This window comes from Brevundimonas vancanneytii, from assembly GCF_901421975.1.
Classification (GTDB): Bacteria; Pseudomonadota; Alphaproteobacteria; order Caulobacterales; family Caulobacteraceae; genus Brevundimonas; species Brevundimonas diminuta.
In genome coordinates this window covers 1,388,307-1,415,043 of record NZ_LR588407.1, presented here as the reverse complement: position 1 = coordinate 1,415,043, position 26,737 = coordinate 1,388,307, and the positions used below count along the sequence as shown (strand labels likewise).

Here is a 26,737-nt window from a genome sequence, read left to right as displayed (position 1 = left end):
GCGCGGGGGCTATGCCGCCCCCGCCACCCGCGCCAGATCGGCGGTGATGCGCTCGGCGACCTTCAGTCGATCCTCCGGCGTGGGCCAATCGCCCTTCACCACGATCTTCTGATCCGGACGGATCTTCCAGAAGGCATGGTTCTTCTGGATCAGACCCACCAGTCCCATCGGGTTGGGGAAGGTGTTGTTGCGCAGAGTCAGCACCGCGCCCTTGGGCCCGATGTCGATCTTCTCGATCATGGCCGTGCGGCAGTTGGCCTTGATCCCCACGATCCGCAGAAGCTGCTGCGCCTCGTCCGGCAGCGGGCCGAACCGGTCGATCAGTTCGGCGGCCATGGCCTCGCGGTCCTCCATCTTCTCGGCGTCGGACAGGCGGCGATACAGGCTCAGGCGGACGTTCAGGTCCGGGACGTAATCCTCTGGAATCAATACGGCCGCGCCGACATTGATCGAAGGCGACCAGCCGCGATCCGGCGCCGCCTCGCCCTGCTCGCGCAGTTCGGCGACGGCGTCTTCCAGCATCTGCTGATACAGTTCGACGCCGACCTCGCGGATATGGCCCGACTGTTCGTCGCCCAGCAGGTTGCCTCCGCCGCGCTGGTCCAGATCGTGGCTGGCCAGTTGGAAACCCGCGCCCAGATTGTCCAGCGACTGCAGCACCTGCAGACGCCGCTCAGCCGACAGGCTCAGCGGCTTGGTCGGGTCGGTCGTCAGATAGGCGAAGGCCCGCGCCTTGGACCGGCCGATCCGGCCCCTGATCTGGTGAAGTTGGGCCAGTCCGAACATGTCCGCGCGATGCACGACAAGCGTATTGGCTGTCGGAATGTCGATGCCGCTCTCGACGATGGTGGTCGAGACCAGCACGTCATATTCGCCATCATAGAAGGCGCTCATGACCGCTTCCAGTTGGGTCGGGCTCATCTGGCCGTGGCCGACGACGAACTTCACCTCGGGCACCTGTTCGCGCAGGAACCGCTCGATGTCGGGCAGATCCTTCAGGCGCGGCGCGACGTAATAGGCCTGACCGCCGCGATACTTCTCGCGCAGCAGGGCCTCGCGCACCAGCACCGGATCCCACGGCGTGACATAGGTCCGCACAGCCAGACGATCGACCGGCGGGGTGGCGATGATCGACATCTCGCGGATGCCCGACAGCGCCATCTGCAGCGTGCGCGGGATCGGCGTGGCTGTCAGGGTCAGCAGGTGAACATCGGCCCGCAGGGACTTCAGCTTCTCCTTGTGCTTGACGCCGAAGTGCTGCTCCTCGTCGACGATGACGAGGCCCAGATCCTTGAAGCCGACCTGATCGGCCAGAACCGCGTGGGTGCCGACGACGATCTCGAAACTGCCGTCCTTCAGGCCCGCGCGAGTCTCGTTCGCGTCCTTGGCCGTGACCATACGCGACAGGTGGCGCACCTTGATCGGCCAGCCGGCGAAGCGTTCGCTGAAGGTCTTGAAGTGCTGACGCGCCAGCAGGGTCGTCGGGCAGACGATGGCGACCTGTTGGCCGGTCATGGCCACCACGAAGGCGGCGCGCAGGGCCACTTCGGTCTTGCCGAAGCCGACATCGCCGCAGATCAGGCGATCCATCGGCGTGCCCTTGCCCAGATCTTCCAGCACGTCGCCGATGGCGTTCAACTGGTCGTCCGTCTCCTCATACGGGAAGCGGGCGCAGAACTCGTCGAACAGGCCGGCGGGCGGCGTGATGGCGTCGGACACGCGCAGCGCCCGCTTGGCGGCCAGGGCGATAAGCCCCTCAGCCATGGCGCGCAGGCGCTCTTTGGCCTTGGCCTTGCGCGCCTGCCAGCCCGCGCCGCCCAGACGGTCCAGCTGAACCCCTTCGGCGTCCGTGCCGTAGCGGGTCAGAAGGTCAATGTTTTCAACCGGCAGGTAGAGCTTGCTCTCACCCGCATAGAGGAGTTCGAGGCAGTCGTGCGGCGCCTCCTGGATCTCCAGCGTCCGCAGGCCCTCATAGCGGCCGATGCCGTGATCCAGGTGAACCACCAGATCGCCCGCCGTCAGGGCCGAAGCCTCGGCCAGGAAGTTGGACGCCCGCCGCTTGCGCTTAGGCCGTGCTAGGCGGTCGCCCAGAATGTCGGTCTCGGAGATGACGGCCAGATCGTCAGTGACGAAGCCATGCTCGACCGGCAGCACCGCGCGCAGATAGATGCCGTCCGGCGCGCCCTGCACATCATCCCAGTCGCGCACCGCCACGACGTGCGTCAGGCCGTGATCGCCCAGCATGGCGGTTAGGCGTTCGGCCGAGCCTTCGGACCATGAAGCGAACAGGACGCGCTTGCCCTGCCCCTTCAGCGCCTCGGCGTGCTGAGCGACGGCGGCGAACAGGTTGACGCTATCCTGCGACCGCTCGGCGGCGAAGCTGCGGCCTAGTCGACCGCCTGCGTCTTCGCTGGAACCGGCAACCAGGGGCGACAGGCGGCGCACGGCGCGGCCGGCCAGGGCGCTGTTCCAGTCGCCGTCATCCAGATAGAGCCGCGCGGGCGGCAGCGCGCGATAGGCCGCTCCGCCCTTGCCGCGCGCAGCTTCCTTGCGCGCCTCATAGGCGTCGACGGTCAGGTTCCAGCGCTCCGCACGCGCCTGCTCCGTCTGGCTGTCGAGAAAGACCGGCGCCGCATCCGGCAGATAGTCGAACAGCGTATCCAGCCGGTCGTAGAACAGCGGCAGCCAGTGCTCGACGCCCTGACGGCGCGCGCCCTCGCTGACGGCGGCGTACATCGGCTCATCGCCCGGCGCGCCGAACAGGTTCAGATACCCGCTGCGGAAGCGCGAGATCGAATCTGCATCCATCAGCACTTCGGACACGGGCGATAGAGAGACGGCCTTCAACTGGCGCGTCGAACGCTGGGTCTCGGGGTCGAAGGCGCGGATCGATTCCAGCTCAGACCCGAACATGTCGAGGCGCACCGGCTCCTCGAATCCCGGCGGGAAGACATCGATCACCCCGCCGCGAATGGCGTATTCGCCGCGCTCCGACACGGTGGAAGCGCGTACATAGCCGTTGGCCGCAACGTAGCGCTCGAGGGCGGCCGTATCGAGATCTGCGCCGACCTTGGCCGCGAAACCCGCGCCGGTCACGGCGCTGCGAGGCGGCGTGCGCTGGGCGGCGGCCGCAACCGTGGCGACCACCAGCAGCGGGGTCCGGTCTGACGGATCGCGGGTCGCCAACCGGGTCAGAGTCGCCATGCGCTGGGCGGCGACCGAGGCCGTCGGACTGAGCCGGTCGTAAGGCAGGCAATCCCACGAAGGATATTCAAGAACTTCAATATCCTTGGCGAAGAAGCGGAATGCCTGGATGAAATTTCCTGTGCGCTGATAATCGCGCGCGATAAACAAAGCGGTCCCGCCCTGGGCCTTGATCCGCTCGGCGACGATCAGGGCGTCCAGCCCTTCCGGCGCGCCGCCCAGTTCTGCGTCAGTCCGCGCCAGCGCCGCGTCCATCAACCGATGCCCTTGGCCACTTCGGCGGCGACATGGGCCCGCATGAAGGCGCGAATGCGGGCCATCATCGGCCCTTCGAACTCGGGCGGGGTCGGTTCGCGCTCGATGATCCAGGCGTAGAGGTACTGGTCCTCTTCATCCAGCAGGCGCTCGAACTCGGTCAGTTCGTCGTCTTCCAGCGTCGGCGCGATCTGATCGGCGAAGGGCCCCAGCACCATGTCCGCCTCGCGGAAGCCCCGGCGCCAGGCGCGGAAGGCGATGCGGCCCAGGCGCGTCTTGCGGTCGTCAGAGTTCAGGGCGTCCTCGGGACGTGCGTCGATATCGGCCACGCGGTTTCCTTGCCTGTCCGTTCACTTCGGTAAGAGGCCGATCAGATAGCGTTCCAGACGCCGCTTCGCCAGCTATGCTGTCCAATGATGAGGCCCGAGATTCTCTTTCCCCTGTTCGCCGACGTCTCCACGCTGAAAGGCGTGGGGCCGCGCAGCGCGCCTCTGGTGCAGAAGGTGGCGGGTCCGCTCGTGCGCGACGTGCTGTTTCTGTCGCCCAGCGGCGTGATCCAGCGCCGCCGCACCACGGCGATGGAGGCCGTCGACGGCGAGATCGGCGTCTTCGAGGTGACGATCGACCGCCTGATTCCGCCGCACAAGCACGGCGCGCCGATCAAGGTGCGCGCCATCGACGACACCGGCTTCATCCACCTGATCTGGTTCGCCGGATCGCCTCGCCATATCGAGAGCCTCGCCCCGCGCGGGGCGCGGCGGCTGGTGACCGGCAAGGTCGAGCGCTTCAACAGCGAAGTCCAGATCGCCCACCCCGACTACATCATGCCGGTCGAGAAAGCGGATGAGATTCCGCTGTCCGAACCCGTCTATCCGGCGACGCAGGGACTAACCTCGCGGCAGATCCGCAAGCTGGCGCAGGGCGCGCTGGCGCTCGCCCCCGAACTGCCGGAATGGCAGGAGCCGAACTGGCTGGCGGCGCGGCGCTGGGTCGGCTGGCGCGCGGCGCTGGAGGCCCTGCACGCCCCGACGAACGAGGCCGATCTGACGCCGGATACGCCCGTGCGCCAGCGTCTGGCCTATGACGAACTGTTCGCGCACCAGCTGGCCTTGGCCCGTCGCCGCCGCGCTCGCCAGATCACGCCCGCCGCCCGCATCATCCCGGGCGAGGCGTCCGCCCTGTTGCTGGCCGCCCTACCCTTCACTCTGACCGGCGCGCAGGAGCAGGCCGTCGCAGAAATCCGCGCCGACTTGAGCTCCGGCGAGCAGATGGGGCGGCTGCTGCAAGGCGACGTCGGGTCGGGCAAGACCGCCGTCGCGGCCCTGGCCCTCGCCGATGCAGCGTCCAATGGGTTTCAGGCCGCCCTGATGGCGCCGACCGAAATCCTGGCGCGCCAGCACTACGACAAGCTGTCGCCTTTGCTGAACCAGGCCGGCGTCCGCAGCCTGCTTCTGACCGGACGCGACACCCCGGCCGAGCGACGCGGCAAGCTGGCGGCCCTGGCCTCGGGCGAGGCCCAGGTCGCCATCGGCACCCACGCCCTGTTCCAGGACGCGGTGCAGTTTTACCGGCTGGCGCTGGCCGTCATCGACGAACAGCACCGTTTCGGCGTGCGCGAGCGCCAGCGGTTGCAGGGCAAGGGCGATCCGGCTCTGGGCGGCGTCCACCTGCTAACCATGTCAGCCACACCGATTCCGCGCACGCTGGAACTGACCCAATATGGCGAGCTGGAAGTCAGCCGCCTGATGGAGAAGCCGCCGGGCCGCACGCCCGTCACCACGGCCGTCCTGCCGCTGGCGCGCATCGGCGAGGTGGCGAAACGGCTGAAGGCGGCGGTTCAGGCGGGCGCCCAGGCCTATTGGATCTGTCCTCTGGTGGCGGAATCCGAAGCCATTGACCTAGCCGCCGCCGAGGATCGGGCGGAAGACCTGCGTAAACTTCTGGGGACCGAGGTCGGTCTGGCCCACGGCCAGATGCCGGGCGCCGAGCGCGAAGCGGTGATGGCCGAGTTCGCGGACGGCCGCCTGCCCGTCCTGGTCGCAACGACCGTGGTCGAGGTCGGCGTCGACGTGCCCAACGCCTCCATCATGGTGATCGAGCATGCCGACCGCTTCGGTCTGGCGCAGCTTCATCAGCTTCGCGGGCGCGTGGGGCGCGGGGCCAAGGCCAGTGCCTGCATCCTGCTGTACGGCGGCGAGGACGGCGCCCTGGGCGAGACGGCGAAGGAGCGGCTGGAGACCCTGCGCCGCACCGAGGACGGCTTCGTCATCGCGGAAGAAGACTTCCGTCTGCGCGGCGGCGGCGACCCGCTGGGCCTGAAACAAAGCGGATTCCCGGCCTATCGCTTCGCCGATCCGATCCGGCATCGGTCGCTGCTTCTGGCGGCGGCGGACGATGCGCGTCTGCTGCTGGGCCGCGACCCTAATCTGACCAGCGAGCGCGGTCAGGCCGTGCGTCTGCTGGAGGCCCTGTTCGACTGGAAAAACGAACGCCCCTCAGCGGACTGAGGGGCGTCGTAAAACTCAGCGAGGTTTTGAAGCGATCAGCCTGCGTTACGGGCGATGCGTTCGACTTCCTTGCGGACCTGAGCCTCGACGATGGTCGGCAGATTGGCGTCCAGCCAATCCTTCAGCATCGGACGCAGCATCTCGCGGACCATGGCCTCGACCGTATTGCCGCTCATGAAGTTCATGTCGGCGGCTGAAGCGACCGGCGCAGGTTCCGGCTTCTGGAAGCTAGCGGCCAGACCGGCGAAGGCCGAGGCCGCGCTGGCTGCGGCGGTTTCGCCGACCAGGGTTTCGGCCTCCGCCGCAACGGCCGCGGGTTGCGGCGCCGCCGGCGCGGGTTCGGTCGGGAACGGCGCAGCGTCCGCCACGTCCAGATCGCCGATGGCTTCGGTTGCCGGCGCCTCATAGGGCTCGGTTAGTTCCAGCACCTCGTCTTCGATCGGCGCGGGCTCGGGCGCGGCGACGACGGGTTCTGGTTCCGGCGCGGGTTCGGGAGCCGCTTCCGCCACAGGGGCGGTTTCGGCCGGAGCGTCGTCTTCAGAGATGATCCGGCGGATCGACGCCAGAATCTCTTCCATCGTCGGTTCCTGGGCGGCTTGTTCGGTCATGTCGGAACCTCAACCTGGGCGCTCGAACGGGGACACTCGCCAACCGATGCGGACTAGGCAGGCGACGATGGGGACCGAGCCGTCAGACTCGCCTCCCCCTTGAATCCTGTCGTCGCATCAACGCCCGTCGGAATCAACGGACGTTTTGTCGATCAGCCTTCAGCCCTGGGGAGCAGTGCGAACGACTTCGCCCTTCAACTGCCGATCAACGGGCGCATCTTCCACATCGACGGCGGGTGTCGTCGCCGGGGCGGCGACGCGGTCGATGGCCTCGATCACGCCGTCCCAAGGCAGGGCGCCGCGATTGCGTACCGCACGATAGTTGTCGGACGGATCATAGGCCTCAATCGTCGGATCCAGGTTGGGACCGCCCAGACGGCCCATGGCCGCCAGAAGCTGGGCCTGGGCGACATACTCATTGCGACGGGCGCTGGTCAGGGCGACTTCCGCGCTGCGCAGTTCAAGCTCCTGGTTCAGCACGTCCAGGGTGGTGCGCAGGCCGACCTGAGCCTCCTGGCGCACGCCCTCGGCCGCCACCGAAGCGGCACGCACCGCCTGTTCGCCAGCCTGAACGCTGGAACGCGCCGAAGCGCTCTGGGCATACGCCGAACTGACCGATTGCAGAACCGTGCGCCGTTCACCCTCGACGTTAATCTGGGCGGCGTTGGCGCGCTCCAGGGCCTGGGCGACGCGCGAACGGTTCAGCCCCCCGGTGAACAAGGGCACGGAGACGGTTGCGCCGGCCGTAAAGCTGGTGCGATCGCCCAGGTCCAAGCCCGAAAGATCATTGGCCGTCCCGCCATAGGAGGCGTTCAGGCGCGCCGAAGGCAGATACTCCGCCCGCGCCGCCGCCACATTGGCCTCGGCCGCGCGCTGAGCGTGAACGGCGGCGAGCACGCCGGGGTTTTCGGCCAGGCCGACGTCCATTGCTGCGTCGAAATCGGTCGGCAGGCCCGGCAGCGTCGGCAGCGTCTGCAGGTTGGACGGCGCCTGTCCCACGACGGCGGCGTAGGCCGCGCGCGACACCGACAGTTGCGCCTGAGCGCTGGCCAGATCGGATTCCGACTGCGCCAGACGAGCTTCGGACTGCGCGACGTCAGTGCGGGTGATTTCGCCGACCTCGAATCGAGCGTTCGATTCATCCAGTTGGCGACGCAACACCTTCAGGTTCTCCTGGCGGATGCGCAAAATCTCCAGATCGCGGGTGACATCGGCATAGGCCTGAATGACCGTCACCATGACCTGCTGCTCGACCTGACGTAGATTCTCACGGCCAGCCAGGACATTGGCTTCGGCCGCAGAAATGCCGTGCGACACGCGTCCGGCCGTCCAGATGTTCTGCGTCAGACTGACGCTGGCGCTGGCGCCGTCGCTTTCGATCGTCCCGCCGCTGGTGCTGCTGCTGCCCGGCAGCGTGCCGGTGGCGTCAGGCACGCCGTCGCCGTTGGTGTCGATCGGGAAGGTCTGACCAGGGATCGTCGTCGTCACACGATCGGTGCGGGTGCGGCTGTAATCGACACCCGCCGAAGCGTTGATGGTCGGCCGCAGGCCGGCGCGCGCCTGGACGATGCTCTCATCCAGAGCCCGTTGATTCGCCCGCTGCGCCAGCAAGGTCGGGTTGGTGCGATAGGCCAGACCGATGGCCTCCTGCAACGACTCGGCGAAGACCGGCGTCGCCCCCATCGTCAATGCGACCAGTGCGACCGAAGCGAGCGCGCGCGAGCGTTTCAACATGAACCTGTCCCTGCCTGACGCCCCCATCCGGCGCGCCTGTAGTGCCTTGTATCCGCGTAGTTGGAGGCTAGGCCCGCCCGACGCCAGTTAAGTTTTTTTCACGCAGCGCGACGCCCCTTCCGTCGCCACGAATGGCCTTAGAGCGCAAACGCGGGCGCCGGGACCATTTCCGCCAGCAACTCAGGCGCAGCGTCGAACAGCTCGCGCCGCGAAACGCCTTCACGACCGCGCACATAGAGCACAGCCGCGCCGCTGGCGCCGTCGCGCTCCACCACAGCCAGACGACCGCCGGGACGCAGGGCCGCGATCCAGGATTCGGGACGCTCGATCACGGCGCCCTCGCTGACGATCAGGTCATAGCCCTCACCCTGCGGCTGGCTCAGAGGCGCAACCACGGTCTCGACCCCAGCCTCGGCCAAGGCGGCGCCGACCACATCGAACACGGCCGCGTCGGATTCCTGAGCCGTCACCGACAGGCCCATGTGCGCCAGAACGGCGGCGGCGTACGGCGCGGCGATCGCCAGGGCCTTTTCACCGGTGCGGGCGTCCAGCCCCTGCAACAGCTTGGCCACATCGCGCGGCAACATCAGACGACGGTCGCTCGCGATTTCCGGCTCGACGTCGGCATAGGCCGAGAAGGCGCGGTCGGCGGCGCAGAATCGCTCGCGCTTCACAGCGCCGATGGCGGCGTGCAGTTGGCGGTCGGTGACGTCGTTCACGCGGACCTGCGAGTCCAGCATCACCTTGCGGGCGGCGGCGAAATCCATAATCCGAAGTCCTTCAGGTCGGCTCAGGCGAAGAAATGTGACGCGCTTATAGGTCCGTGCGTTGCAGCGGACAATCCGATCTGATAGCTGACGGCCCTCGCGATGGCGGGGCCCCACCGATACGGGGTCACGGCCTGATGGCGGAGTGGTGACGCAGAGGACTGCAAATCCTTGCACCCGGGTTCGATTCCCGGTCAGGCCTCCATCGCGATGAACATCGAGAAAGCCGCTCTTCGGGGCGGCTTTCTTGTTTTCGGACCTAATCCGCTCCCGCAGTCGTCAGATGATGCAGAGCGACAGCGCTGGTCGCAGCCACGTTCAGCGAATCGAATCCCCCCGCCATCCGGATGCCGACCGGGCGACAGCGCGCGATGATGTCGCGCGGCAGCCCCGGCCCTTCGCTGCCCAACAGAAGGGCCGTGCGCCTGCCCGGCTTCAGCTCCGCCAGCGTCTGTTCCGCAGAGGGCGTCAGGGCCAGCACCTCGAACCCCCTGCCCTGCAACAGGTCGATCATGGCTTCGGCCTCCAGCCCCGTCGCCATCGGCGTCCGCAGCACGGCGCCGACCGAGACCCGGATCGCCTTGCGATAGAAAGGATCGCAGCAGGTCCGATCCAGCAGCACCGCTCCGGCCCCAAAGGCGGCGGCGTTGCGGAACAGCCCGCCCATGTTGTCGTGATTGCCGATTCCACACGCCACGACCGCCACGGCCCGCTCCGGCAGGTTGTCCAGCAGAACGTCCGGTTCGACGAGCTCAGGCTTGCGTCCCAGGGCGAGGACGCCTCGATGCAGATCAAACCCCGCCACGGCGTTCAGGACCGCCTGCGACGCCACATGAACCGGCACGTCGCCCGGCAGACGCTCCAGCACCTCCCGCAGCTTCTCCAGGCGCTTCTCGGCGATCAGAATGGATACGGGCGTGCAGCGCGACGCCTCGGACGCCAGCACGCGCAACACCACCTCGCCCTCAGCGATGAACAGACCGTGCCGCCCGGTCAGATCGCGCTCCTTCACATCGCGAAAGGCGGCGATGCGCGGATCATCAGGGTCGTTCACATGGATTGGAGTCATGCGGAGCCTTGTAGCGCAGGGCTTTGCGAAAAAATTTGGCGATTTCTGTCTTTTACCAGTTGCGTGAATCGAAAAGGCGCTGCTATACGCCGGCCTCCCCCGAGGGGATGTTCCGCGGTAGCTCAGTGGTAGAGCAGCCGACTGTTAATCGGCTGGTCGTAGGTTCGAATCCTACCCGCGGAGCCACTCGGGGGTCTTAAGCCCAGAAGACCGCTAGGCTTGGTTTCTGAGTGCGCAGGGCTTCCCATCCCATCGCTACGACGGACGTTCCTGCACCCAGGTTCGCCCACATAGCTTTGAACCGCTTTCAGGTTGTTACGCGTTCGAAGAGCCCTACTTGCCGTGAGCAAGGAGCACACGGCGCAAGAAAAAAGCCCGACGCAATGAGCATCGGGCTGAAAGTCGTTTGGTGATGGTGGGTGTCCTCAAAGAAAGAAGACCGCCTCTTGATCAACTGGTTTGGTTAATGCCGCATTAACGACGATCAGGCCTGAAATTCATGCGCCTGGATCAGGAAACCAAGTCGTCTGGCGCGCAGCGCCTGACAACTGGCGTGTGACCCGCCACCCTTCTCCTGCTCGCTCAACCCGATCAGGGGCGCCAGGGCCCGGATAGCGGAATATCCGCCCCTCTACCTCGATATCGCTCGCGCGATCTCCCACAGCAGGAACGACAACGCTCCAACGACCATGCGAATCCGCCACGCCCTGGGCCGTTCCTCCTCCGGCTTGGACCGCGACTTTTCGGCCAGGGTCAGCGCGGCCCGAGGCGATCAGACCGCGACCGTCGCCGTCCAAAGCGTCCAAGGTCGGTCCTGGCGTCAGGCGCAGGCTGGCGCCGCCGTCGGTCAACAAGGCGGCCAGACGCCCGCCTTCCCCGACCACCAGCAGACGTTGCGGTCCCGGCGTCGTCGCCTGCCCGATCTGGATCTCAGGCGTCAGAATCTGCCCGACCGCCGCAGGACCGACATGCAGCTCGAATCGCCCCTGCGCATCCGCGGCGGCGGCCACGGCAGAACCATCAGCGCCGCTGAGGATCACGCGCGCGCCAGGCGCGGCTTCTCCTCGCACCAAGACGCCTCCAGACGTCTGGGGCAACACGCTGGTGATGCGCGGCGTCGCCATCCAGTCGCCATCCTGGACTTCGGCCGTATCGGCTTCCGCATCGCTCTTGGGAGCGCCGCACGCCGAAAGCGCCGTCGCCAATCCCAGCGCCAGGCTCAAACTCAGTCGCAGGCCGATCCTTCGTTCCATCCTGTCCCGCATCGCTATAAGGCTGTGTGTCCAGATAGACGGCTCCGTTCGCTTGGCCCAGCCCCTTCAACCCGGCCCGCTTGGCGCTCCCCGCCTGTCTTCACTTGCCGCCCGAGGTCACCAAAGGTTCCATGTCCCTGCCCTCCGTCAACATCGCCCCGTTCGAGGGCCAATCCGTCTGCCTGTTCTGTGGCTCTTCCGACGGGACCGACCCGCGCTACATCCAGGCGGCCGCGGAGTTCGGCAAGGCTGTAGCCGAGGCGGGTTGGCGCTTCGTCTATGGCGGCGGCGGCGTGGGCCTGATGGGCGCCTCGGCTCGCGCAGCGCATGAAGCCGGCGGCCGCGTCGTCGGCATCATGCCCGCCTTCCTGCGCAGCCGTGAACGCCTGTTCGACGATGTGGAGACGATCGTCGTCACCTCCATGCACGAGCGCAAGCAGCTGATGTACGACGAATCCGACGTCTTCGTCGTCGCGCCCGGCGGCGTCGGCACGCTGGAAGAGGTCGTGGAGCTGCTGTCGTGGAAGCGGCTGGACCTGCACGCCAAACCCGTCATCTTCCTGAATCTGGACGGTTTCTGGGACGGCTTCTTCACCCTGATCGAACATACGGTCGAAAAGGGCATGACGCCGGCCAGCTTCCTGGAGGCCTATGTCAGCGTCGATTCGGTCGAGGGCGCGATCGAAGCCATGAAATCAGCTCAGGACACGCCCCACTTGCAACATGATCGTCGGTAAGTAAACGTGCGTCAGTAACGCCGGTCCGTCAGGCGAGAAGCTGGATTGACAGTTTTCTTAAAAAACGGCCTATGGCGATGCTGGGCGTGCGCCCCACCCTTATCGGAGACTGTTCATGCGTGCTCTTCTCGCCGCCGTCGCCCTGTTCGCGGCCGCCCCTGCCCTCGCCCAGGCCCCGGCCACCAGCGCCACCCTGGCTGACGCCGCCAAGGCCCCGACTGGCCGTGTGATCGTCGACGGCGCCACCTGGCGCTGCGAAGGCGACGCCTGCACCGCCACTGGCGGCTCCAACCAGCCCGCGACGCGCGCGTGCCGCCGCGTGGTCGCCAAGCTGGGTCCGGTGACCAGCTTCTCCTACAAGGGCCAGGCCCTGAGCGCAGAAGAGATCGCCGCCTGCAACGCGGGCTGATCCAGCTTCAACGCTGAACGAAAAAAGGCCGCCTTCACGACGAAGGCGGCCTTTCTTGTATCCGTTGGACGGACCGTCAGGCGGTTTCGCCCTTCAGGCGCTGGATCATGCGTTCGCGTCCGATCAGCGGGATCATGGCCGCCATGTCCGGTCCGTGCGCCTGGCCCGTCAGGATCAGACGGAGCGGCATGAACAGGCCCTTGCCCTTGGCGCCGGTCTTGTCCTTCACAGCCGAGATCCAGGCCGACCAGGCGTCGGCGTCAATGGTTTCGGGCAGCAGTTCCAGAGCCGCGGCGGCGAAGGCGGCGTCCTCGATCACCGGCGTCACCGGCCCCGTGACGATCTTCGCCATCTCAACGACGTCGCCGAACTTGCTGAGGTTGTCCTTCACCGTGTTCCAGAAGGCCTCGCCCAGATCGACGCCCAGAGCTTCCAGGCGCGGCTGGGCAGCAGCGTAGTCGATGGCGTGCACCGCCTGGGCGTTCAGGCGATCCAGATCGGCCGTGTCGTAGCGGGCGGGCGAACGCCCCATCTTGGAGAAGGCGAAGGCCTCGCCCAGTTCCTGCAGCGAAGCGGCGACCTCCAGATTGTCCGAAGTGCCGATCTTGCCCAGATGGCTGGTGATGGCGATCGGCTCATAGCCATCGGCGCGCATGTCCATGATGGCTAGCGAGCCCAGACGCTTGGACAGGGCGGTGCCGTCGGCGCCGACCAGAAGCGGCATGTGGGCGAAGCCGGGAACCCTGGCCCCCAGCGCCTCGAAGATCTCGATCTGGGCGCCGGTGTTGGTGACGTGGTCCTCGCCCCGGATGATATGGCTGATCTCCATGTCGATGTCGTCGACAACCGACGGTAGCGTATAGAGGAACAGCCCGTCCTCGCGGATCAGCACCGGGTCGGACATGGAGGCGGTGTCCACCTCGGCGTGGCCGCGCGCCAGGTCTTCCCAGGCGACACGCTTGCCTTCCAGCTTGAAGCGCCAGTGCGGGCGGCGGCCCTCGGCCTCCAGTGCGGCCTTCTCGGCGTCGGTCAGCGACAGGGCGGCGCGGTCATAAATGGGCGGCAGACCGCGTGACAACTGCACCTTGCGGCGACGGTCCAGCTCATCCGCCGTTTCATAGCAGGGGTAGAGGCGGCCATCGGCCTTCAGCTTGGCGGCGGCTTCTTCATAGCGGTCGAACCGCTTGGACTGATTGTAGCGTTCGTCCCAGGTCAGGCCGAGCCACTTCAGGTCGATCTCGATGTTGTCTTCCGACTCCTGCGTCGAACGGACTAGGTCGGTATCGTCGATGCGTAGCACGAAGGCCCCGCCCTGCCCCTTGGCGAACAGCCAGTTCACCAGAGCCGTGCGGACATTGCCGACGTGCAGCTTACCCGTGGGAGACGGAGCGAAACGAACCTTGACGGACATGAGGATCCTGCGAGCCTGAAAGCGAAGGCGGCCGGGCGGCCCGCCGCGAACCATGATGATCCGGGCAGAGCGTCCAGTCTCTGAAAACGTCGAAAAGGCGTCGCACCTGTGCAGGCGCGACGCCGTTCCGATAAGGGTCTAGGTCGATCACGGCCCCCTCGAAGTCAAGAGAGGCGCGTGCGGAAACCTGATCAGGACTGAGCGGGCTTCTGGTCTAGGATTTCGATCAGCGACCAGCGGATCGAAGACGCGTCGGCGGGGGGATTGGCGACCGGCGTACCGCGAACGCGCAGGCGGTATTCTACGCCCGGCTTATGCTCGAAGCCTTCGTAGCCGAAATAGTGCAGCTCCCAGGGCGCGCTCTCGGTCTCACGCACCTGCAGGCAGGTCGTCCGCGCCACGCCCGCCGTGCATGGGCGCACTTCAGAGGCCACGTAGACAACCTTCTCTACGACGCCGCCCTGGCCCGCAGGACGCGTGGGGTCGACAGCAGATGTCTGGGCGCAAGCCCCAAGCGCCAACAAAGCGACAGCCGAAAGAGAGGCGAACGTACGGGTCATGAAACATCCTTGCATAGATTAAGAGCAACGACGGCAGATCAACGCCGTCGCAGCGCCTATCGCAGCGCAAAATGGCTCAAGCTTGGAGCAAACCCGAACTTTTCGTCATTTGACGAAAGTCTGCATCGCTTCAGTCGTCGCGGTGGACCCGCTCACGACGTTCATGCCGCTCCTGAGCCTCCACTGACAAGGTCGCCGTCGGGCGAGCCTCCAGACGACCCAGCCCGATCGGCTCGCCGGTATCCTCACAGTAGCCGTAGGTGCCGTCCTCGATCCGGCGCAGCGCATCATCGATCTTCGAGATCAGCTTGCGTTGCCGGTCGCGAGTCCGAAGCTCCAGCGCGCGATCGGATTCCGATGAGGCCCGATCCACCAAGTCAGGATGGTTCTCGGTCTCGGCTTTCAGATTGGTGACAGTGCCCTTCGACTCGCGAAGAATGTCGTCTTTCCAGGACAAAAGCTTGTTCTTGAAATAGGCGACCTGCCGTTCGTTCATGAACGGTTCGTCGTCGGTCGGCCGATAAACAGCCGTATCCCCGGACACTACAGAGGCCAATGCGGTCATCGCACTCACACTCGTTCTCTATCGCGCCCCCCTGCGGCGCATGGGCCGTATAGGCAAGCGCAAGAGTCGCGGCAATGGCGTTCGCGAGTCCGTGATATGGCTAAGCTGCGCTTCCGTAGAGGCAGTGTGACGAATTATCCTCACAAAGCCCCGGAAATCCGGGGTTCAGCCGAAGTTTCAACGCCTTCAGGAGCGCGATCGACTCATTTCCGCTTTCGCCAATTCTACCGAAGCGCGCAGATCGATCTGATCCAGCACAGCCTTCAGGCCCGGCTCAGCCTCTTCATCGCGCTCTTCGCGCAGGTCGCGGGCCAAACGCCCAAGGGCTGCCGCTCCGTCCTGACCGCCCAACAGCGCCAGCTTCAGCTCGTCCAGTCGATCCAGCAGGCCCGAGCCCCGGCGAATGGCGCGACGGCGGCGCTCCATCGGGTCTTCCACGCCCTGCAACGCCATCAGAGCAGCAGCGCTCGCGACGCCTGACGCGGATGAGGTCGCGCCGGCCTGAGCCGCAGAGATTGCGCCTCCGGTCGTCGGCAGGGCGAAACCGCCCGCGCCACGCACAGCGGGTCGCGCAGCCGGCGTCGAAGCGGCGCCCAAGGGTCCGGTGACCTTCATGCAAGACGTCTCCTTCTACGTTTCGCACCCTGCACTCAGGGGCTGAAGTCTTGGTTAACAGCCCGGCAAAACCTGCCGTCAGGCGCCGGGCCGAAAATCGACCAATGTTGAATTCACTCGCATTTTTATCCGGCACGATCCTCGCATGGTTAATGATGAACGCTCACGCAGGGACGTCTGTCGTATGCAGAAGTTGCTTACCGCCCTTATCGGCCCGGCCATCGCGGCCCTGGTTCTCACCGCCCAGCCGGGCGTGGCCGAGGCCCAGTCGCGCATCAAGGACATCGTCTCCATCGAGGGCGTCCGCTCGAACCAGCTGGTCGGATACGGCCTGGTGGTCGGCTTGAACGGCACCGGCGACAGCGTCCGCAACTCGCCCTTCACCCGCCAGTCGCTGGAAGGGATGATGGAGCGCCAGGGCGTCAACATCCGCGGCGCCAACCTGAACACCAAGAACGTGGCCGCCGTCATGGTCACGGCCGAGCTGCCGCCCTTCGCCACGCCGGGTTCGCGGCTGGACGTCAGCGTCTCGGCCATGGGCGACGCTAAGAGTCTGCTGGGCGGCACGCTGCTGGTCACGGCTCTGCAGGGCGCTGACGGTGAAATCTACGCCGTGTCGCAAGGCTCGGTTCAGACCGGCGCCGTTTCGGCCTCGGGCGGCTCCGGCTCCTCGATCACCCGCGGCGTTCCCACGGCGGGCCGCATCGCCTCGGGCGGCGTGGTCGAGCGCGAGACCGGATTCGACCTCGGCTCCATGCCGGTGGTGCGCCTGAACCTGCGCAATCCGGACTTCACCACGGCCCAGCGCATCGCCGCCGCCATCAACCAGACCTACCCCCAGAGCGCCTTCGCCGAGAACGGCACCGTGGTCGCCATCCGCGCGCCCCAGAACTTCGGCATGGCCGGCTTCCTCAGCCGGGTCGAGAACCTGCCGGTCCAGATCGATTCCCCGGCCAAGGTCATTATCGACGAGGTCAACGGCGTCATCGTCATGGGCGAGGCCGTGCGCATCTCCACCGTCGCCGTGGCCCAGGGCAATCTGACCGTCTCGGTGCAGGAGACGCCCCTGGTGAGCCAGCCCGAGCCCTTCAGCCGCGGCGGCCAGACGGTGGTCGTGCCCCAGTCTGACATCAGTATTTCCGAAGAGACCGGCCGTCAGATGCGGATCGTGGGCGGCTCGACCTCCTTGTCCACCCTGGTCAACGGCCTGAACGCCCTGGGCGTCAGCCCACGCGACATGATCAGCATCCTGCAGGCCATCAAGGCCGCCGGCGCCCTGCAGGCCGAAATCGAGGTGATCTGATGAGCCCCCTCGCCGTCTCTCCCGATCTGTTGCGCGCCAACCTTCCAGCCGACGCATCTCCTTCAAAGGATCGCGAAGCCATGCGCCGCACGGCCGAAGCCTTCGAGGCCAGCTTCCTGTCGCAGATGATGAAGCCCATGTTCGAGGGCCTGAGCACCGAAGCGCCCTTCGGCGGCGGCGCGGGCGAAGCCGCCTGGCGCGGCTTTCTGGTCGACGCCATGGCCCAGCAGACGGTGAAGGCGGGCGGCGTCGGCCTAGCCGACAGCGTTCTGGCCCAGATGATCAAGATGCAGGAGCAAGGCGCATGACCGCCGATGTCGAAACCGCCGCCCTGCGCGTACAGCACCTGACGCGCCTGACCCGCGACCTGACCGAGCGGCTGTCGTTGGAAATGGAGGCTCTGCGCGCCCATCGCGCTCAGGATCTGAGCGAGGGCATGGCCCAGACGCAGGAGATGGCCAACCTCTATCGTCGCGAGTCGGCGCAGGTGAAAGCCAATCCCGCCGCCATCGCCATCGCCCCGGAGGCTGACCGCCGCGCCCTGATCGAGGCGACCGAGACCTTTGAAACGGTGCTGGCTGAACACGCCGTCACCGTGGAAGCGGCGCGCCAGGTTTCCGAAGGTCTGGTCCGCACCATCGCGGCCGAGGTGGCGGGCGCCCGCGCGCAGGGCGTGGGCTACGGCGCTTCGGGCCAGGCCATGCAGGGCGACGGGCGGGCCGTAGCCTTGAATCGCACCGCCTGACCCCAGCCGTCGCTATTCCTTAACAGCCTGCGTCTTATGGCTTCGGCATGAACCTGACCCCGCGCCTCCTGGGCCTGGCCTTCGCCGCTGCCGACGCCCTGATCGAAGTCGATCAGCACGGCGTGGTGCGTTTCGCCCTAGGTTCCGGCGCCGTCGCGGGTCAGCAGACGGCCGCCTGGGTCGGCCATCCCCTCAGCGATCGCCTGTCGATCAACAGCGCAACCGTTCTTCAGAACCTGCTGGCAGAGCTGCGTCCAGGCCAGCGCAGCCCGGCTGCCGAAGTCCTGGTCGACTGCGGCGACGGCCGCATGCGTCGGGCCACCCTGCGCGCCTTCGCCCTGCCTGACATCGCCCCGGCGCAATCCTGCGCCCTGTCCTATGAAGGCGAGCCCTTCGTCGTCGAGGACGCGCCCCTGCCCGCCGGCGCCCCGACCAGAGACGCCGAGGGCTTCCTCAATCATGCCCGCGCCAGTTTAGCAGGCGGCGAGGCCGGCGCCCTGCAGCGGTTGGCGCTGGCCTTCATCGACGTGAACGGCCTGCAGGGCGTCGATCCCGCCACGCTGGAACGCGTCCACAGCCGCATCGGCGCCTCTCTGAACGCCGCCTCGCACGACGGCGCCAGCGCGGGTCAGCTGACGTCTGATCGCTACGCCCTGATCCGCAACCTGGACGATACGCGTGACCTTGCGGCGGAAATGCAGAAGGCCGGTCAGGCCGAGGGTCTGGCCCTGTCCGCCGTCGCGACGCAGAGCGCTCTAGGCGGCGACGCGGCCTCGGCCCTGCGCGCCATGCGGTTCGCCATCGAGGGTTGCCTGAAGGACGGCGGGCTGGATCAGCCCGAATTGTCCTTCGCCGATTCCCTGCAACGCACGCTGAAGGACGCCGACCGTTTCCGCAGCATCGTGCGCGACCGCGAGTTCGCCCTCTACTACCAGCCCATCGTCGACCTGAAGACGCGGGCCGTGCACCATTTCGAAGCCCTGGCCCGCTTCGGCAAGGGATCAGGCCCCGCCGCCGCCATCCGCATGGCCGAGGAGTTGGCCCTGATCGAAGGCTTCGACCTGGCCGTGGCGGAGAAGGCGGTGCGCCGCCTGCGCGAGCCGGGCGGCGGCCTGCTGAAGATCGCCGTCAACGTCTCGGGTGCGTCCCTGGCGAACGACGCCTATGTCGCCGCCCTGTTGAAGATGACCGCCTCGGCGCCCGACGACCGACGTCGCCTGATGGTCGAGGTGACGGAGACCGCCGCCCTAGCCGACCTGGCCGCCGCCGACCGGCGCCTGGGCGCTCTGCGCAACGCCGGGATCAAGGTCTGCATCGACGATTTCGGCGCAGGTTCGGCCTCATTCGACTATCTGCGCGGCCTGTCGGTGGATGCGGTGAAGATCGACGGCGCCCTGGTGCGCGATATCGACATCGACGCCCGCACCCGCACCCTGGTCGCCCATCTGGTCGAGCTGTGCGGCTCGCTGGAGCTGGAGACCATCGCCGAGATGATCGAGACGGATCAGGTCGCCGACGCCCTGCACGATCTGGGCGTCACCCATGGCCAGGGCTGGCTGTTCGGCCGGGCAGAGGCCGAGCCGCGCACCACGCTGAACACCCCGGCGATCCGCGGCCGCCGTCAGGGCGTGGTCGAGGGCTGGAGTTGACCGTTCTTCAGCACGATCGTCCGTTTGACGCCCAGATTCTTCAGAAAATCAGCGTCGTGGCTGACCACGACCAAGGCGCCGTCATAGCCTGACAGGGCGGCCTCGACCGCCTCGACGGAATCGATATCCAGGTGGTTGGTGGGTTCGTCTAGCACCAGCAGCTGCGGCGGCTCCGCGCCCGTCATGATGCAGGCCAGCGCCGCGCGCAGACGCTCTCCGCCCGACAGTTCGCCCACACGTCGGTCCGCCTGCACATTGCGGAACAGAAAGCGCGCCAGAGCCGCCCGCGCGGCGTTCGGCGAGCCCTGCGGGTTCAACCTCAGCCAGGCGTCCACCAGGGTTTCGTCGGACTTCAGCATGGCCGCCTGTTGATCCAGCAGAGCCGCGCGGACCGGCCGCTCGACCGTCCCCGACGAAGGCTCTGACAAGCCGGCTATCAGTTTCAGCAGCGTCGTCTTGCCCGCCCCGTTGGGCCCGATCACAGCGACACGCTCAGGCCCGGTCAGACGCAGCGAAAGCGGCCCCAGCAAGCGGCGTCCGTCATTGGCCGTCGCGACCGCATCACTCAGGTTCAGCACCGTGCGCCCGCCAGGCAGGCCCGTCGACGGCATGGCCAGGGCCATCTGGCGTACGCGTTCGACACGCTCGCGCGCCTCGGCCAATTCCGCCTCGACCGCCTGACGCTTGCGCTCGGCCAGGCGCTGGCCGCGCGCGCCGCTCTCCTCGGCCCGCTGGGCCTGAGCGTCGAGCAGTATTTTCGGATCAGAGCTGTTGGCGCGCGCCGATTTGCCCGCGCGGTCGCGCCGAGCCTGACGCTCCTGCGCCGCCTGATTTTCGCGCTGCACGCGGCCGATGGCGCGCTCGGCCTGCTCCAGATCGCGTTCGGCGGCGGCCCGTTCGGCGTCGCGGCGCTCGACATACAGATCCCAACCGCCGCCATGCACCCGCGCGCCCAGACTGGACAGCTCCACGATGCGATCCACGCGGCGCAGAAGGGCGCGGTCGTGGCTTACCAACACCACCCCGCCCGGCCATCCGGCCACGATATCGGCGATCATGGCGCGGGCCTCGGCGTCCAGATGGTTGGTCGGTTCGTCCAGCACCAGCAGGTCCGGCGCGGCCAGCTTCAGGCCCGCCAGCCGCAGCCGCGTCTGTTCGCCGCCGCTCAAGTCCGCCGTGCGGCGATCCAGCGCCAGATCGGCCAGACCGACCTCGGTCAGAGCCGCCTGCATCCGCTCTTCCAGCGTCCAGTCCGCCTCGGCCATGTCATCCAGCGAGCCATCCCCCGCCAGCACGCGATGCAGGACGGCCAGAGGCTCGGCCACGCCCAGCGTATCCGCCACAGTCTCGTCATCAGCCGGAGTCTGGGCCTGCGCCAGCCAGCCGACCGTTCCAGCGCGCGCGACCGCGCCCTCGGCAGGCTCAGCCAGACCGGCGACAAGGCTCAGCAGCGTGGTCTTGCCCACGCCGTTGCGGCCCACGACGGCCGTGCGTTCTCGCCCGAAGGCGAGCGTCAGATTGTCGAAGAGGCCTCTACCGTCAGGCGTGCGGGCCGCGACGCTGTTGAGCGTCACGAGCGCGAATGCGGACCGGTTTGGGCTTGGGTTGAGCGAGGACATAGGCGAACACGAGCAGCGGCACGGAAAGGGCGAAACCAATTTCCAGGGTGCTGATCATGATCGTCGCGCCTCCTCACTGATGCGTTGGCTGAGTGAAAGATGGGGACGGACGTTTCGTAACGCAACCCCCAATTTGCGGCGCAGCTTTCGCAATGCAGCGACGGGACGCCTTGGACAATCGGCGTCATGGCCTTCCGCGACGCCGCTTCCTATCTTGCTGATATGAGCACGCCCGACCGCCCCGTCGCCTTCCGCATCGACCGTCCCGCGCCGGACCGGGCCCAAGAAGCCGCCGTCGCCCGCATCCGCGCCGAAACGGGCATCGACGAGACCATGATCGACGCCTTGGTCGAAGGCTTCTACGCCAAGGTGCGCGAGGATGATTTCATCGGCCCGATCTTCGCCGCCCGCATCGACGACTGGGGTCCGCATCTGGAGCAGATGAAGCTGTTCTGGTCGTCCGTCGCCCTGTCGACCGGCGTCTATCAGGGGCGGCCCATGCCCAAACACCTCCCCCTGCCGATCGACGCGCGTCATTTCGATCACTGGCTAGGCTTGTTCGAGGCGACCGCCCGCGAACTATGCCCGCCCGTCGCCGCCGAACATTTCATCGTCCGCGCCCGCCGCATCGCCGAAAGCCTTGAGCTGGGCGTCGCCAACGCCCACGGCGCCCTGGTCGGCCCCGGCGAACGCTATCGCCGTCCAGAAACGCCGTGGGCGCCTGAAGCAGACTAAAGTTCTCATATTGTTCTTGCTGTTTCCGGCGAATTGATCCCCATATAGCGTCGTCGCCCCGGACCGTTCCGGGGCCTTCCGCGTTCCCGGATTCCATGACCGAAAAGCACAACTTCATCCGCGTTCGCGGCGCCCGCGAGCACAACCTCAAGGGCGTCGATCTCGACATTCCGCGCGAGCAGCTGGTGGTCATGACCGGCCTGTCCGGGTCGGGCAAATCCTCGCTGGCGTTCGACACCATCTACGCCGAGGGTCAGCGCCGCTATGTCGAGAGCCTGTCGGCCTATGCGCGCCAGTTCCTGGAGCTGATGGGCAAGCCGGACGTGGACCTAATCGAGGGCCTGTCCCCGGCCATCTCCATCGAACAGAAGACCACGTCAAAGAACCCGCGCTCGACCGTCGGCACCGTCACCGAGATTCACGACTACATGCGCCTGTTGTGGGCGCGCGTGGGCGTGCCCTATTCGCCCGCCACCGGCCTGCCGATCGAAAGCCAGACCGTCAGCCAGATGGTCGACAAGCTGACCGCCCTGCCCGACGGCGAGCGCATCCTGCTGCTGGCGCCGGTCGTTCGCGGCCGCAAGGGCGAGTACAAGAAGGAAATGGCCGAGTGGCAGCGTCAGGGCTTCCAGCGGCTGAAGATCGACGGCGAATTCTACGCCATCGAGGACGCTCCTGCGCTCGACAAAAAGTTCAAGCACGACATCGATATTGTCGTCGATCGCATTGTAACCAAAGAAGGTCTTGAAGGCCGCTACGCCGACAGCATCCAGACCGCACTCGGTCTGGCTGAGGGCATAGCCACGGCGGAATGGGCTAGCGCGCCTGAAGGCGAAGAGCCGCGCCGGATCGTCTTTTCCGAGAAGTTCGCCTGCCCCGTCTCAGGCTTCACCATCAGCGAGATCGAGCCCCGGCTGTTCTCGTTCAACAACCCCTTCGGCGCCTGTCCGACCTGTGACGGCCTGGGGGTCAAGCTGGCCTTCGACGCCGACCTAGTGATCCCCGACCGCGACAAGACACTGCACAAGGGCGCGGTGGCGCCTTGGGCGCGCGGCCCGTCGCCCCTCTATACGCAGACGCTGCAGTCGTTGGCCCTGCACTACGGCTTCTCGATGGACAAGGCGTGGCGCGACCTGCCGGAGAAGGCGCAATCCGTCATCCTGCGCGGCTCGGGCGGCGAGAAGATCAAGTTCGTCTATGACGACAACGCCCGAAAATACGAAGTCTCCAAGCCGTTCGAGGGCGTGCTGCCGAACCTGGAGCGCCGCTGGCGCGAGACCGACAGCGCCTGGGTGCGCGAAGAGCTGGGCCGCTATCAGTCCGAAACCCCGTGCGAGGTCTGCGGCGGCAAGCGCCTGAAACCCGAGGCTCTGGCGGTCAAGGTCGGGGGCGAGGACATCGCCGACATCTCCAATCTGTCCATCTCCAAGGCCTTCCTGTGGTTCTCAACCCTGGAAGACGGCCTGACCGAGAAGCAGATCGAGATCGCCCGACGCATCCTGAAGGAGATCACCGACCGGCTACGTTTCCTGAACAACGTCGGGCTGGACTATCTGAACCTGTCGCGTTCGTCCGGCACCCTGTCGGGCGGCGAAAGCCAGCGCATCCGGCTGGCTTCGCAGATCGGCTCGGGCCTGACCGGCGTCCTCTATGTGCTGGACGAGCCGTCCATCGGCCTGCACCAGCGCGACAACACCCGTCTGCTGGACAGCCTGAAGGGGCTGCGTGACCTCGGCAACTCCGTCCTGGTGGTCGAGCATGACGAGGAGGCCATCCTGACGGCCGACTATGTCATCGACATGGGCCCCGCCGCCGGGGTCCATGGCGGCACGGTCTGCGCCGAGGGCACCCCCGCCGAGGTCATGGCCAACCCCAACTCCCTGACCGGCCAGTACCTGACCGGCGCGCGAGAGATCGAGCTGCCACCCGAAGGCCGCCGCCCCATCGACCGCAAGCGGATGCTGAAAGTCTCGGGCGCCACGGGCAACAACCTGAAGAACGTCACGGGCGAGATCCCGGTCGGCGTCTTCACCTGCATCACCGGCGTCTCTGGCGGCGGGAAGTCGACCTTCACCATCGAGACGCTCTACAAGGCCGCTGCACGGCGTCTGAACAATGCGTCTGACGCCCCCGCCCCTTTCGACCGGATCGAGGGGCTGGAGCATTTCGACAAGGTCATCGACATCGACCAGTCGCCCATCGGCCGCACCCCGCGCTCGAACCCCGCCACCTACACCGGCGCCTTCGGCCCGATCCGCGACTGGTATGCGGGCCTGCCCGAGGCCAAGGCGCGCGGCTACGGCCCCGGCCGCTTCAGCTTCAACGTCAAGGGCGGCCGCTGCGAGGCCTGCCAGGGCGACGGCGTCATCAAGATCGAGATGCACTTCCTGCCCGACGTCTACGTCACCTGCGACGTCTGCAAGGGCAAGCGCTACAACCGCGAAACGCTGGAAATCGTCTTCAAAGGCAAGAGCATATCCGACGTTCTGGACATGACGGTTGAAGAGGCGGCGCGCTTCTTCACCGCTGTGCCCTCGATCCGCGACAAGATGCTGACGCTGGAGCGCGTGGGTCTGGGCTACGTCAAGGTCGGCCAGCCGGCCACCACCCTGTCCGGCGGCGAGGCCCAGCGAGTCAAGCTGTCGAAGGAGCTGTCGAAGCGGGCGACCGGCAAGACGCTCTACATCCTGGACGAACCTACGACCGGCCTGCACTTCGAGGACACGCGCAAGCTGCTGGAGGTGCTGCAGGAACTGGTCGAGAACGGCAACACTATCGTCGTGATCGAGCACAACCTCGACGTCATCAAGGTGGCCGACCACCTGCTGGACTTCGGCCCCGAGGGCGGCGACGGCGGGGGCGAGATCGTCGCCGTCGGTACGCCGGAACAGGTAGCCGACAACCCCGCCAGCTGGACCGGCCGCTACCTCAAGGAAGTGCTGGACCGGCACGAGGAACGCCGCAAGGGCCGCATCGCCGCCCTGACCGCCGAACCCGCGCCCGCCAAGCGCGCCAAAGCCCGCAAGAGCGCCTGACCCAAAAAGAACGCCGCGCCCCTATCGGAGCGCGGCGTTTTCATTTCCGCCGACGCCGTCGGATCAGACACGCGGCACGCCCTTGATGCCCAGATAGGCGGCCGAGAACGGCGCATAGATGATGGCCGCCTGGGCCGCCGACAGCAGGGCGTTGACCACGCCCCACACCAGCAGGGCCGGCCAGAACTTCACGAGCAGCGTGGCGATATTGGTCGTCTCCGCCCCCGCCAGGCTCTCCAGACCGCCGAAGATCAGGTTTAACGGCGCAATGACGATGGAGCCCAAAAGCCCCACCAGCATGGACATGACACCCGCCAGCACCGCCATGCCGAGCAGCGGCCAGAAGCGGCCCTTGGTCATAGCCCAGCTTTCCTTAATGGCGATCTTCTGCTCCGCAAAGGTCATCGGCGCGACCAGGCTGAGGCGCACGGCCAGCCAGACGGCGACCGCCGCGCCCCCGAGCCCCGCCAGCACCGCCGGCAGGATCAGGAAGGGCGCGCCCATGCTGGCCGCCAGCCCCACGAAAATGCTGACCAACGCCGTTCCTCCCATCACGACACCGAACATCAACAGCGCCACAAGCAGCGTAGCCCCCAGGATACGCAACTCATCGCGGCCCAGGCGCAGATAGCCGAACCGCTTTTCCTCAGGCCGGATGACGGAACGCGCCACCGCCGCCGTCAGCACGGCGCTGAACAGAAGCGACAGCGGCAGAGCCAGCCCCATCATGGCGCCATAGGCCTGCCCCAGGCTGGTCAGGTCGCTCATCGACGGTTCGGCGCTCCGCTCAATCTGCTCGGCCAGGTTGATGATGTTGATCAGGCTGCCGCCCGCCACCGCGAAGAAGACCGCGAAGAAGACAATATAGGCCGCGGCCCAGGCCAGAAGGGCCATCGGCGCCCGACGGGCCAGACGGAAGCCCTCAAAGGCGGATTCGGTGGCGTTGAAACTCATGCTGGCTCCTCGATTCTCGCTCAGCTTAACGCAGCTGCGCCGGTTTCGTCCTGTTTCTGCGTCGCCAGAATCTGCCGGCAGGCCGACACGCCGGGCGCGATCCAGATGGCGACGATGATTCCGTAGTAGATCGCGATCATCACAAAGGCCGCAACGCCCACAGCCACGGCCACGCCGAGGTTGAAGTCAGGAACCCCGCCCTGTGCGCTCTCGACCCATGCCGCCAACTGGGGCCAGAAGGGAATGCTGACGCCCAGCGCGATCAATCCGGCTACGACCAGAAACAGCACATGGATTACGAGGGTGATGGCGATGGTCGCCGCGAACAGGCCCAGCAGAACGCCGACTCGTCCCTTCGTCATCTTCCACCCCGACACGAAGGCGAAGTCCTGCGAAGCGATGCTCAGCGGCATGATCATGGATGTCCGAAGAGCCGCCCAGACAATGCCCACGATCCCCGCCAGTCCCACCGCCACGCCCATGATCACGGCCGCCGTTTCAGACACCATCCAGAAGGCCGCCCCAAAGGCGAAAGCCAGCAGAACAACGACCAGCATCACGCCATAGCAGCCCGCCATGACGGCCAGGCCGGCCACGGCCACCCTCGCCTCATCCATGCCGACGCGAAGATCGAAGAAGCGACCCGGCGCGCGCTCGGGCCACAGCACGGCGCGGCCAATGGCGGCGATGATCAGCACATAGCCGATCAGTTGCACCACATTGATCAGCATGGACCAGGCCTGCATCCGCATCATGGCTGCGAGCGCCTGCGGGCTGGGGTCCGCATCCTCGGCGATCGCTTCGGGACCGATCGTCATGAACAGGTCGATCATGACAATGACGGACAACATGACGGGCAAGGCCAGGATGACGCCCCAGGCCAGTACATCGCCAGGGCGACGCCGGATCAGGCGAAAACCGTCCGACAGCGCCTCATCAATCTGGAATCCATGGGTCATGAACAGCCTCCGTCGCTGCTTATAAGGACCAACGCCGCCCTCCG

Annotated in this window: 24 protein-coding genes and 2 tRNA genes; 11 read left to right on the top strand and 15 right to left on the bottom strand. The window is 66.6% G+C overall.

The window, feature by feature from the left end; genetic code table 11:
• Positions 1-9: 9 nt before the first annotated feature.
• On the bottom strand, positions 10-3,459 hold the full coding sequence (mfd, locus tag FGL25_RS06970) for a transcription-repair coupling factor (RefSeq protein ID WP_138141336.1): 3,450 nt from the start codon (positions 3,457-3,459) through the stop codon (positions 10-12).
• Positions 3,459-3,788 (bottom strand): FAD assembly factor SdhE, encoded by a 330-nt coding sequence (locus tag FGL25_RS06965; RefSeq protein ID WP_128116171.1) that lies wholly within the window; start codon positions 3,786-3,788, stop codon positions 3,459-3,461. Before FGL25_RS06965 ends, mfd begins: the two co-directional genes overlap by 1 nt.
• A gap of 87 nt (positions 3,789-3,875) precedes the next feature.
• Here FGL25_RS06965 and recG point away from each other — a divergent pair, with 87 nt between their 5' ends.
• A complete protein-coding gene (recG, locus tag FGL25_RS06960) occupies positions 3,876-5,966 on the top strand; it encodes an ATP-dependent DNA helicase RecG (protein ID WP_138141335.1) in 2,091 nt (696 codons plus the stop codon).
• A gap of 35 nt (positions 5,967-6,001) precedes the next feature.
• Here the strand turns inward: recG and FGL25_RS06955 are convergent, their stop codons facing one another.
• From FGL25_RS06955 to FGL25_RS06945, 3 genes are all read right to left on the bottom strand, one after another.
• The gene (locus FGL25_RS06955) at positions 6,002-6,574 is read right to left on the bottom strand and encodes a DUF2497 domain-containing protein (protein ID WP_003165132.1); all 573 of its coding nucleotides are present in this window, start codon (positions 6,572-6,574) and stop codon (positions 6,002-6,004) included.
• Positions 6,575-6,733: 159 nt separating this feature from the next.
• Complete coding sequence (locus FGL25_RS06950) at positions 6,734-8,308, bottom strand: TolC family outer membrane protein (protein ID WP_003165133.1); 1,575 nt, start codon at positions 8,306-8,308, stop codon at positions 6,734-6,736.
• Between the two features lie 137 nt (positions 8,309-8,445).
• Positions 8,446-9,075 (bottom strand): protein-L-isoaspartate O-methyltransferase family protein, encoded by a 630-nt coding sequence (locus tag FGL25_RS06945; RefSeq protein WP_138141334.1) that lies wholly within the window; start codon positions 9,073-9,075, stop codon positions 8,446-8,448.
• Between the two features lie 131 nt (positions 9,076-9,206).
• On the opposite strand from FGL25_RS06945, the gene FGL25_RS06940 reads away from it, so the two are divergent.
• Positions 9,207-9,280 (top strand) — tRNA-Cys (locus tag FGL25_RS06940).
• 54 nt (positions 9,281-9,334) lie between these two features.
• Here FGL25_RS06940 and FGL25_RS06935 read toward each other — a convergent pair.
• Complete coding sequence (locus FGL25_RS06935) at positions 9,335-10,144, bottom strand: TrmH family RNA methyltransferase (RefSeq protein WP_138141333.1); 810 nt, start codon at positions 10,142-10,144, stop codon at positions 9,335-9,337.
• 111 nt (positions 10,145-10,255) lie between these two features.
• Here FGL25_RS06935 and FGL25_RS06930 point away from each other — a divergent pair.
• Positions 10,256-10,330: transfer RNA gene (locus tag FGL25_RS06930), tRNA-Asn, on the top strand.
• A gap of 311 nt (positions 10,331-10,641) precedes the next feature.
• Here the strand turns inward: FGL25_RS06930 and FGL25_RS06925 are convergent.
• Positions 10,642-11,397, bottom strand: a complete 756-nt coding sequence (locus FGL25_RS06925; RefSeq protein WP_138141332.1) for a hypothetical protein — start codon at positions 11,395-11,397, stop codon at positions 10,642-10,644.
• A gap of 131 nt (positions 11,398-11,528) precedes the next feature.
• Here FGL25_RS06925 and FGL25_RS06920 point away from each other — a divergent pair, with 131 nt between their 5' ends.
• Complete coding sequence (locus tag FGL25_RS06920) at positions 11,529-12,134, top strand: LOG family protein (RefSeq protein ID WP_076222622.1); 606 nt, start codon at positions 11,529-11,531, stop codon at positions 12,132-12,134.
• A gap of 115 nt (positions 12,135-12,249) precedes the next feature.
• A complete protein-coding gene (locus tag FGL25_RS06915) occupies positions 12,250-12,543 on the top strand; it encodes a CC_3452 family protein (RefSeq protein WP_128720154.1) in 294 nt (97 codons plus the stop codon).
• Positions 12,544-12,619: 76 nt separating this feature from the next.
• Here the strand turns inward: FGL25_RS06915 and gltX are convergent, their stop codons facing one another.
• The 4 genes from gltX to FGL25_RS06895 all read right to left on the bottom strand — a co-directional run bounded on the left by gltX (position 12,620) and on the right by FGL25_RS06895 (position 15,694).
• Positions 12,620-13,954 carry a glutamate--tRNA ligase gene (gene gltX, locus FGL25_RS06910; protein WP_138141331.1) on the bottom strand — a complete coding sequence of 445 codons (1,335 nt, stop codon included), beginning with the start codon at positions 13,952-13,954 and terminating at the stop codon, positions 12,620-12,622.
• Positions 13,955-14,145: 191 nt separating this feature from the next.
• Positions 14,146-14,514 (bottom strand): DUF4377 domain-containing protein, encoded by a 369-nt coding sequence (locus FGL25_RS06905; RefSeq protein ID WP_040345582.1) that lies wholly within the window; start codon positions 14,512-14,514, stop codon positions 14,146-14,148.
• A 130-nt stretch (positions 14,515-14,644) separates the two neighbouring features.
• Positions 14,645-15,079, bottom strand: coding sequence for an RNA polymerase-binding protein DksA (dksA, locus tag FGL25_RS06900; protein WP_076222624.1), 435 nt, complete (start codon positions 15,077-15,079; stop codon positions 14,645-14,647).
• Between the two features lie 186 nt (positions 15,080-15,265).
• Entirely contained in the window at positions 15,266-15,694 is a 429-nt protein-coding gene (locus FGL25_RS06895; RefSeq protein WP_138141330.1) for a flagellar assembly protein FliX, read from the bottom strand.
• Positions 15,695-15,878: 184 nt separating this feature from the next.
• Here FGL25_RS06895 and FGL25_RS06890 point away from each other — a divergent pair, with 184 nt between their 5' ends.
• Genes FGL25_RS06890 through FGL25_RS06875 form a run of 4 tightly spaced genes read left to right on the top strand, consistent with a single transcriptional unit; the run spans position 15,879 to position 19,391 of the window.
• Positions 15,879-16,997, top strand: a complete 1,119-nt coding sequence (locus FGL25_RS06890; protein ID WP_138141329.1) for a flagellar basal body P-ring protein FlgI — start codon at positions 15,879-15,881, stop codon at positions 16,995-16,997.
• Complete coding sequence (locus FGL25_RS06885; protein WP_003165244.1) at positions 16,997-17,305, top strand: rod-binding protein; 309 nt, start codon at positions 16,997-16,999, stop codon at positions 17,303-17,305. Before FGL25_RS06890 ends, FGL25_RS06885 begins: the two co-directional genes overlap by 1 nt.
• A complete protein-coding gene (locus FGL25_RS06880; RefSeq protein ID WP_138141328.1) occupies positions 17,302-17,742 on the top strand; it encodes a flagellar basal-body protein FlbY in 441 nt (146 codons plus the stop codon). Before FGL25_RS06885 ends, FGL25_RS06880 begins: the two co-directional genes overlap by 4 nt.
• A 47-nt stretch (positions 17,743-17,789) precedes the next feature.
• Positions 17,790-19,391 carry an EAL domain-containing protein gene (locus FGL25_RS06875; protein WP_138141327.1) on the top strand — a complete coding sequence of 534 codons (1,602 nt, stop codon included), beginning with the start codon at positions 17,790-17,792 and terminating at the stop codon, positions 19,389-19,391.
• Here the strand turns inward: FGL25_RS06875 and FGL25_RS06870 are convergent.
• Both FGL25_RS06870 and FGL25_RS16845 read right to left on the bottom strand, forming a co-directional pair.
• On the bottom strand, positions 19,364-20,965 hold the full coding sequence (locus FGL25_RS06870) for an ABC-F family ATP-binding cassette domain-containing protein (protein WP_138141326.1): 1,602 nt from the start codon (positions 20,963-20,965) through the stop codon (positions 19,364-19,366). The two genes, FGL25_RS06875 and FGL25_RS06870, sit on opposite strands and share 28 nt — an antisense overlap.
• The gene (locus FGL25_RS16845) at positions 20,931-21,068 is read right to left on the bottom strand and encodes a hypothetical protein (RefSeq protein WP_003165247.1); all 138 of its coding nucleotides are present in this window, start codon (positions 21,066-21,068) and stop codon (positions 20,931-20,933) included. The genes FGL25_RS06870 and FGL25_RS16845 overlap by 35 nt, the downstream gene beginning before the upstream one ends.
• A gap of 128 nt (positions 21,069-21,196) precedes the next feature.
• Between FGL25_RS16845 and FGL25_RS06865 the strand changes: the two genes are divergently transcribed.
• On the top strand, positions 21,197-21,745 hold the full coding sequence (locus tag FGL25_RS06865; RefSeq protein ID WP_252970068.1) for a group III truncated hemoglobin: 549 nt from the start codon (positions 21,197-21,199) through the stop codon (positions 21,743-21,745).
• 95 nt (positions 21,746-21,840) lie between these two features.
• On the top strand, positions 21,841-24,780 hold the full coding sequence (gene uvrA, locus FGL25_RS06860) for an excinuclease ABC subunit UvrA (protein ID WP_138141325.1): 2,940 nt from the start codon (positions 21,841-21,843) through the stop codon (positions 24,778-24,780).
• A 63-nt stretch (positions 24,781-24,843) separates the two neighbouring features.
• On the opposite strand, the gene FGL25_RS06855 is transcribed toward uvrA, so the two are convergent.
• Both FGL25_RS06855 and FGL25_RS06850 read right to left on the bottom strand, forming a co-directional pair.
• The gene (locus FGL25_RS06855; RefSeq protein ID WP_138141324.1) at positions 24,844-25,734 is read right to left on the bottom strand and encodes a hypothetical protein; all 891 of its coding nucleotides are present in this window, start codon (positions 25,732-25,734) and stop codon (positions 24,844-24,846) included.
• A gap of 20 nt (positions 25,735-25,754) precedes the next feature.
• Positions 25,755-26,693 (bottom strand): hypothetical protein, encoded by a 939-nt coding sequence (locus FGL25_RS06850; RefSeq protein WP_138141323.1) that lies wholly within the window; start codon positions 26,691-26,693, stop codon positions 25,755-25,757.
• Positions 26,694-26,737: the final 44 nt, after the last annotated feature.

Bases quoted from the DNA above. Each gene is read 5' to 3' on its own strand.
- FGL25_RS06850 (WP_138141323.1), bottom strand. From the start codon at position 26,693: ATGACCCATGGATTCCAGATTGATGAGGCGCTGTCGGACGGTTTTCGC.
- FGL25_RS06915 (WP_128720154.1), top strand. From the start codon at position 12,250: ATGCGTGCTCTTCTCGCCGCCGTCGCCCTGTTCGCGGCCGCCCCTGCC.
- gltX (WP_138141331.1), bottom strand. From the start codon at position 13,954: ATGTCCGTCAAGGTTCGTTTCGCTCCGTCTCCCACGGGTAAGCTGCAC.
- FGL25_RS06875 (WP_138141327.1), top strand. From the start codon at position 17,790: ATGAACCTGACCCCGCGCCTCCTGGGCCTGGCCTTCGCCGCTGCCGAC.
- FGL25_RS06885 (WP_003165244.1), top strand. From the start codon at position 16,997: ATGAGCCCCCTCGCCGTCTCTCCCGATCTGTTGCGCGCCAACCTTCCA.
- FGL25_RS06935 (WP_138141333.1), bottom strand. From the start codon at position 10,144: ATGACTCCAATCCATGTGAACGACCCTGATGATCCGCGCATCGCCGCC.
- dksA (WP_076222624.1), bottom strand. From the start codon at position 15,079: ATGACCGCATTGGCCTCTGTAGTGTCCGGGGATACGGCTGTTTATCGG.
- FGL25_RS06855 (WP_138141324.1), bottom strand. From the start codon at position 25,734: ATGAGTTTCAACGCCACCGAATCCGCCTTTGAGGGCTTCCGTCTGGCC.
- uvrA (WP_138141325.1), top strand. From the start codon at position 21,841: ATGACCGAAAAGCACAACTTCATCCGCGTTCGCGGCGCCCGCGAGCAC.
- FGL25_RS06865 (WP_252970068.1), top strand. From the start codon at position 21,197: ATGGCCTTCCGCGACGCCGCTTCCTATCTTGCTGATATGAGCACGCCC.
- FGL25_RS16845 (WP_003165247.1), bottom strand. From the start codon at position 21,068: ATGATCAGCACCCTGGAAATTGGTTTCGCCCTTTCCGTGCCGCTGCTC.
- FGL25_RS06920 (WP_076222622.1), top strand. From the start codon at position 11,529: ATGTCCCTGCCCTCCGTCAACATCGCCCCGTTCGAGGGCCAATCCGTC.
- FGL25_RS06945 (WP_138141334.1), bottom strand. From the start codon at position 9,075: ATGGATTTCGCCGCCGCCCGCAAGGTGATGCTGGACTCGCAGGTCCGC.
- FGL25_RS06925 (WP_138141332.1), bottom strand. From the start codon at position 11,397: ATGGAACGAAGGATCGGCCTGCGACTGAGTTTGAGCCTGGCGCTGGGA.
- FGL25_RS06955 (WP_003165132.1), bottom strand. From the start codon at position 6,574: ATGACCGAACAAGCCGCCCAGGAACCGACGATGGAAGAGATTCTGGCG.
- FGL25_RS06880 (WP_138141328.1), top strand. From the start codon at position 17,302: ATGACCGCCGATGTCGAAACCGCCGCCCTGCGCGTACAGCACCTGACG.
- recG (WP_138141335.1), top strand. From the start codon at position 3,876: ATGAGGCCCGAGATTCTCTTTCCCCTGTTCGCCGACGTCTCCACGCTG.
- FGL25_RS06905 (WP_040345582.1), bottom strand. From the start codon at position 14,514: ATGACCCGTACGTTCGCCTCTCTTTCGGCTGTCGCTTTGTTGGCGCTT.
- FGL25_RS06890 (WP_138141329.1), top strand. From the start codon at position 15,879: ATGCAGAAGTTGCTTACCGCCCTTATCGGCCCGGCCATCGCGGCCCTG.
- FGL25_RS06950 (WP_003165133.1), bottom strand. From the start codon at position 8,308: ATGTTGAAACGCTCGCGCGCGCTCGCTTCGGTCGCACTGGTCGCATTG.
- mfd (WP_138141336.1), bottom strand. From the start codon at position 3,459: ATGGACGCGGCGCTGGCGCGGACTGACGCAGAACTGGGCGGCGCGCCG.
- FGL25_RS06895 (WP_138141330.1), bottom strand. From the start codon at position 15,694: ATGAAGGTCACCGGACCCTTGGGCGCCGCTTCGACGCCGGCTGCGCGA.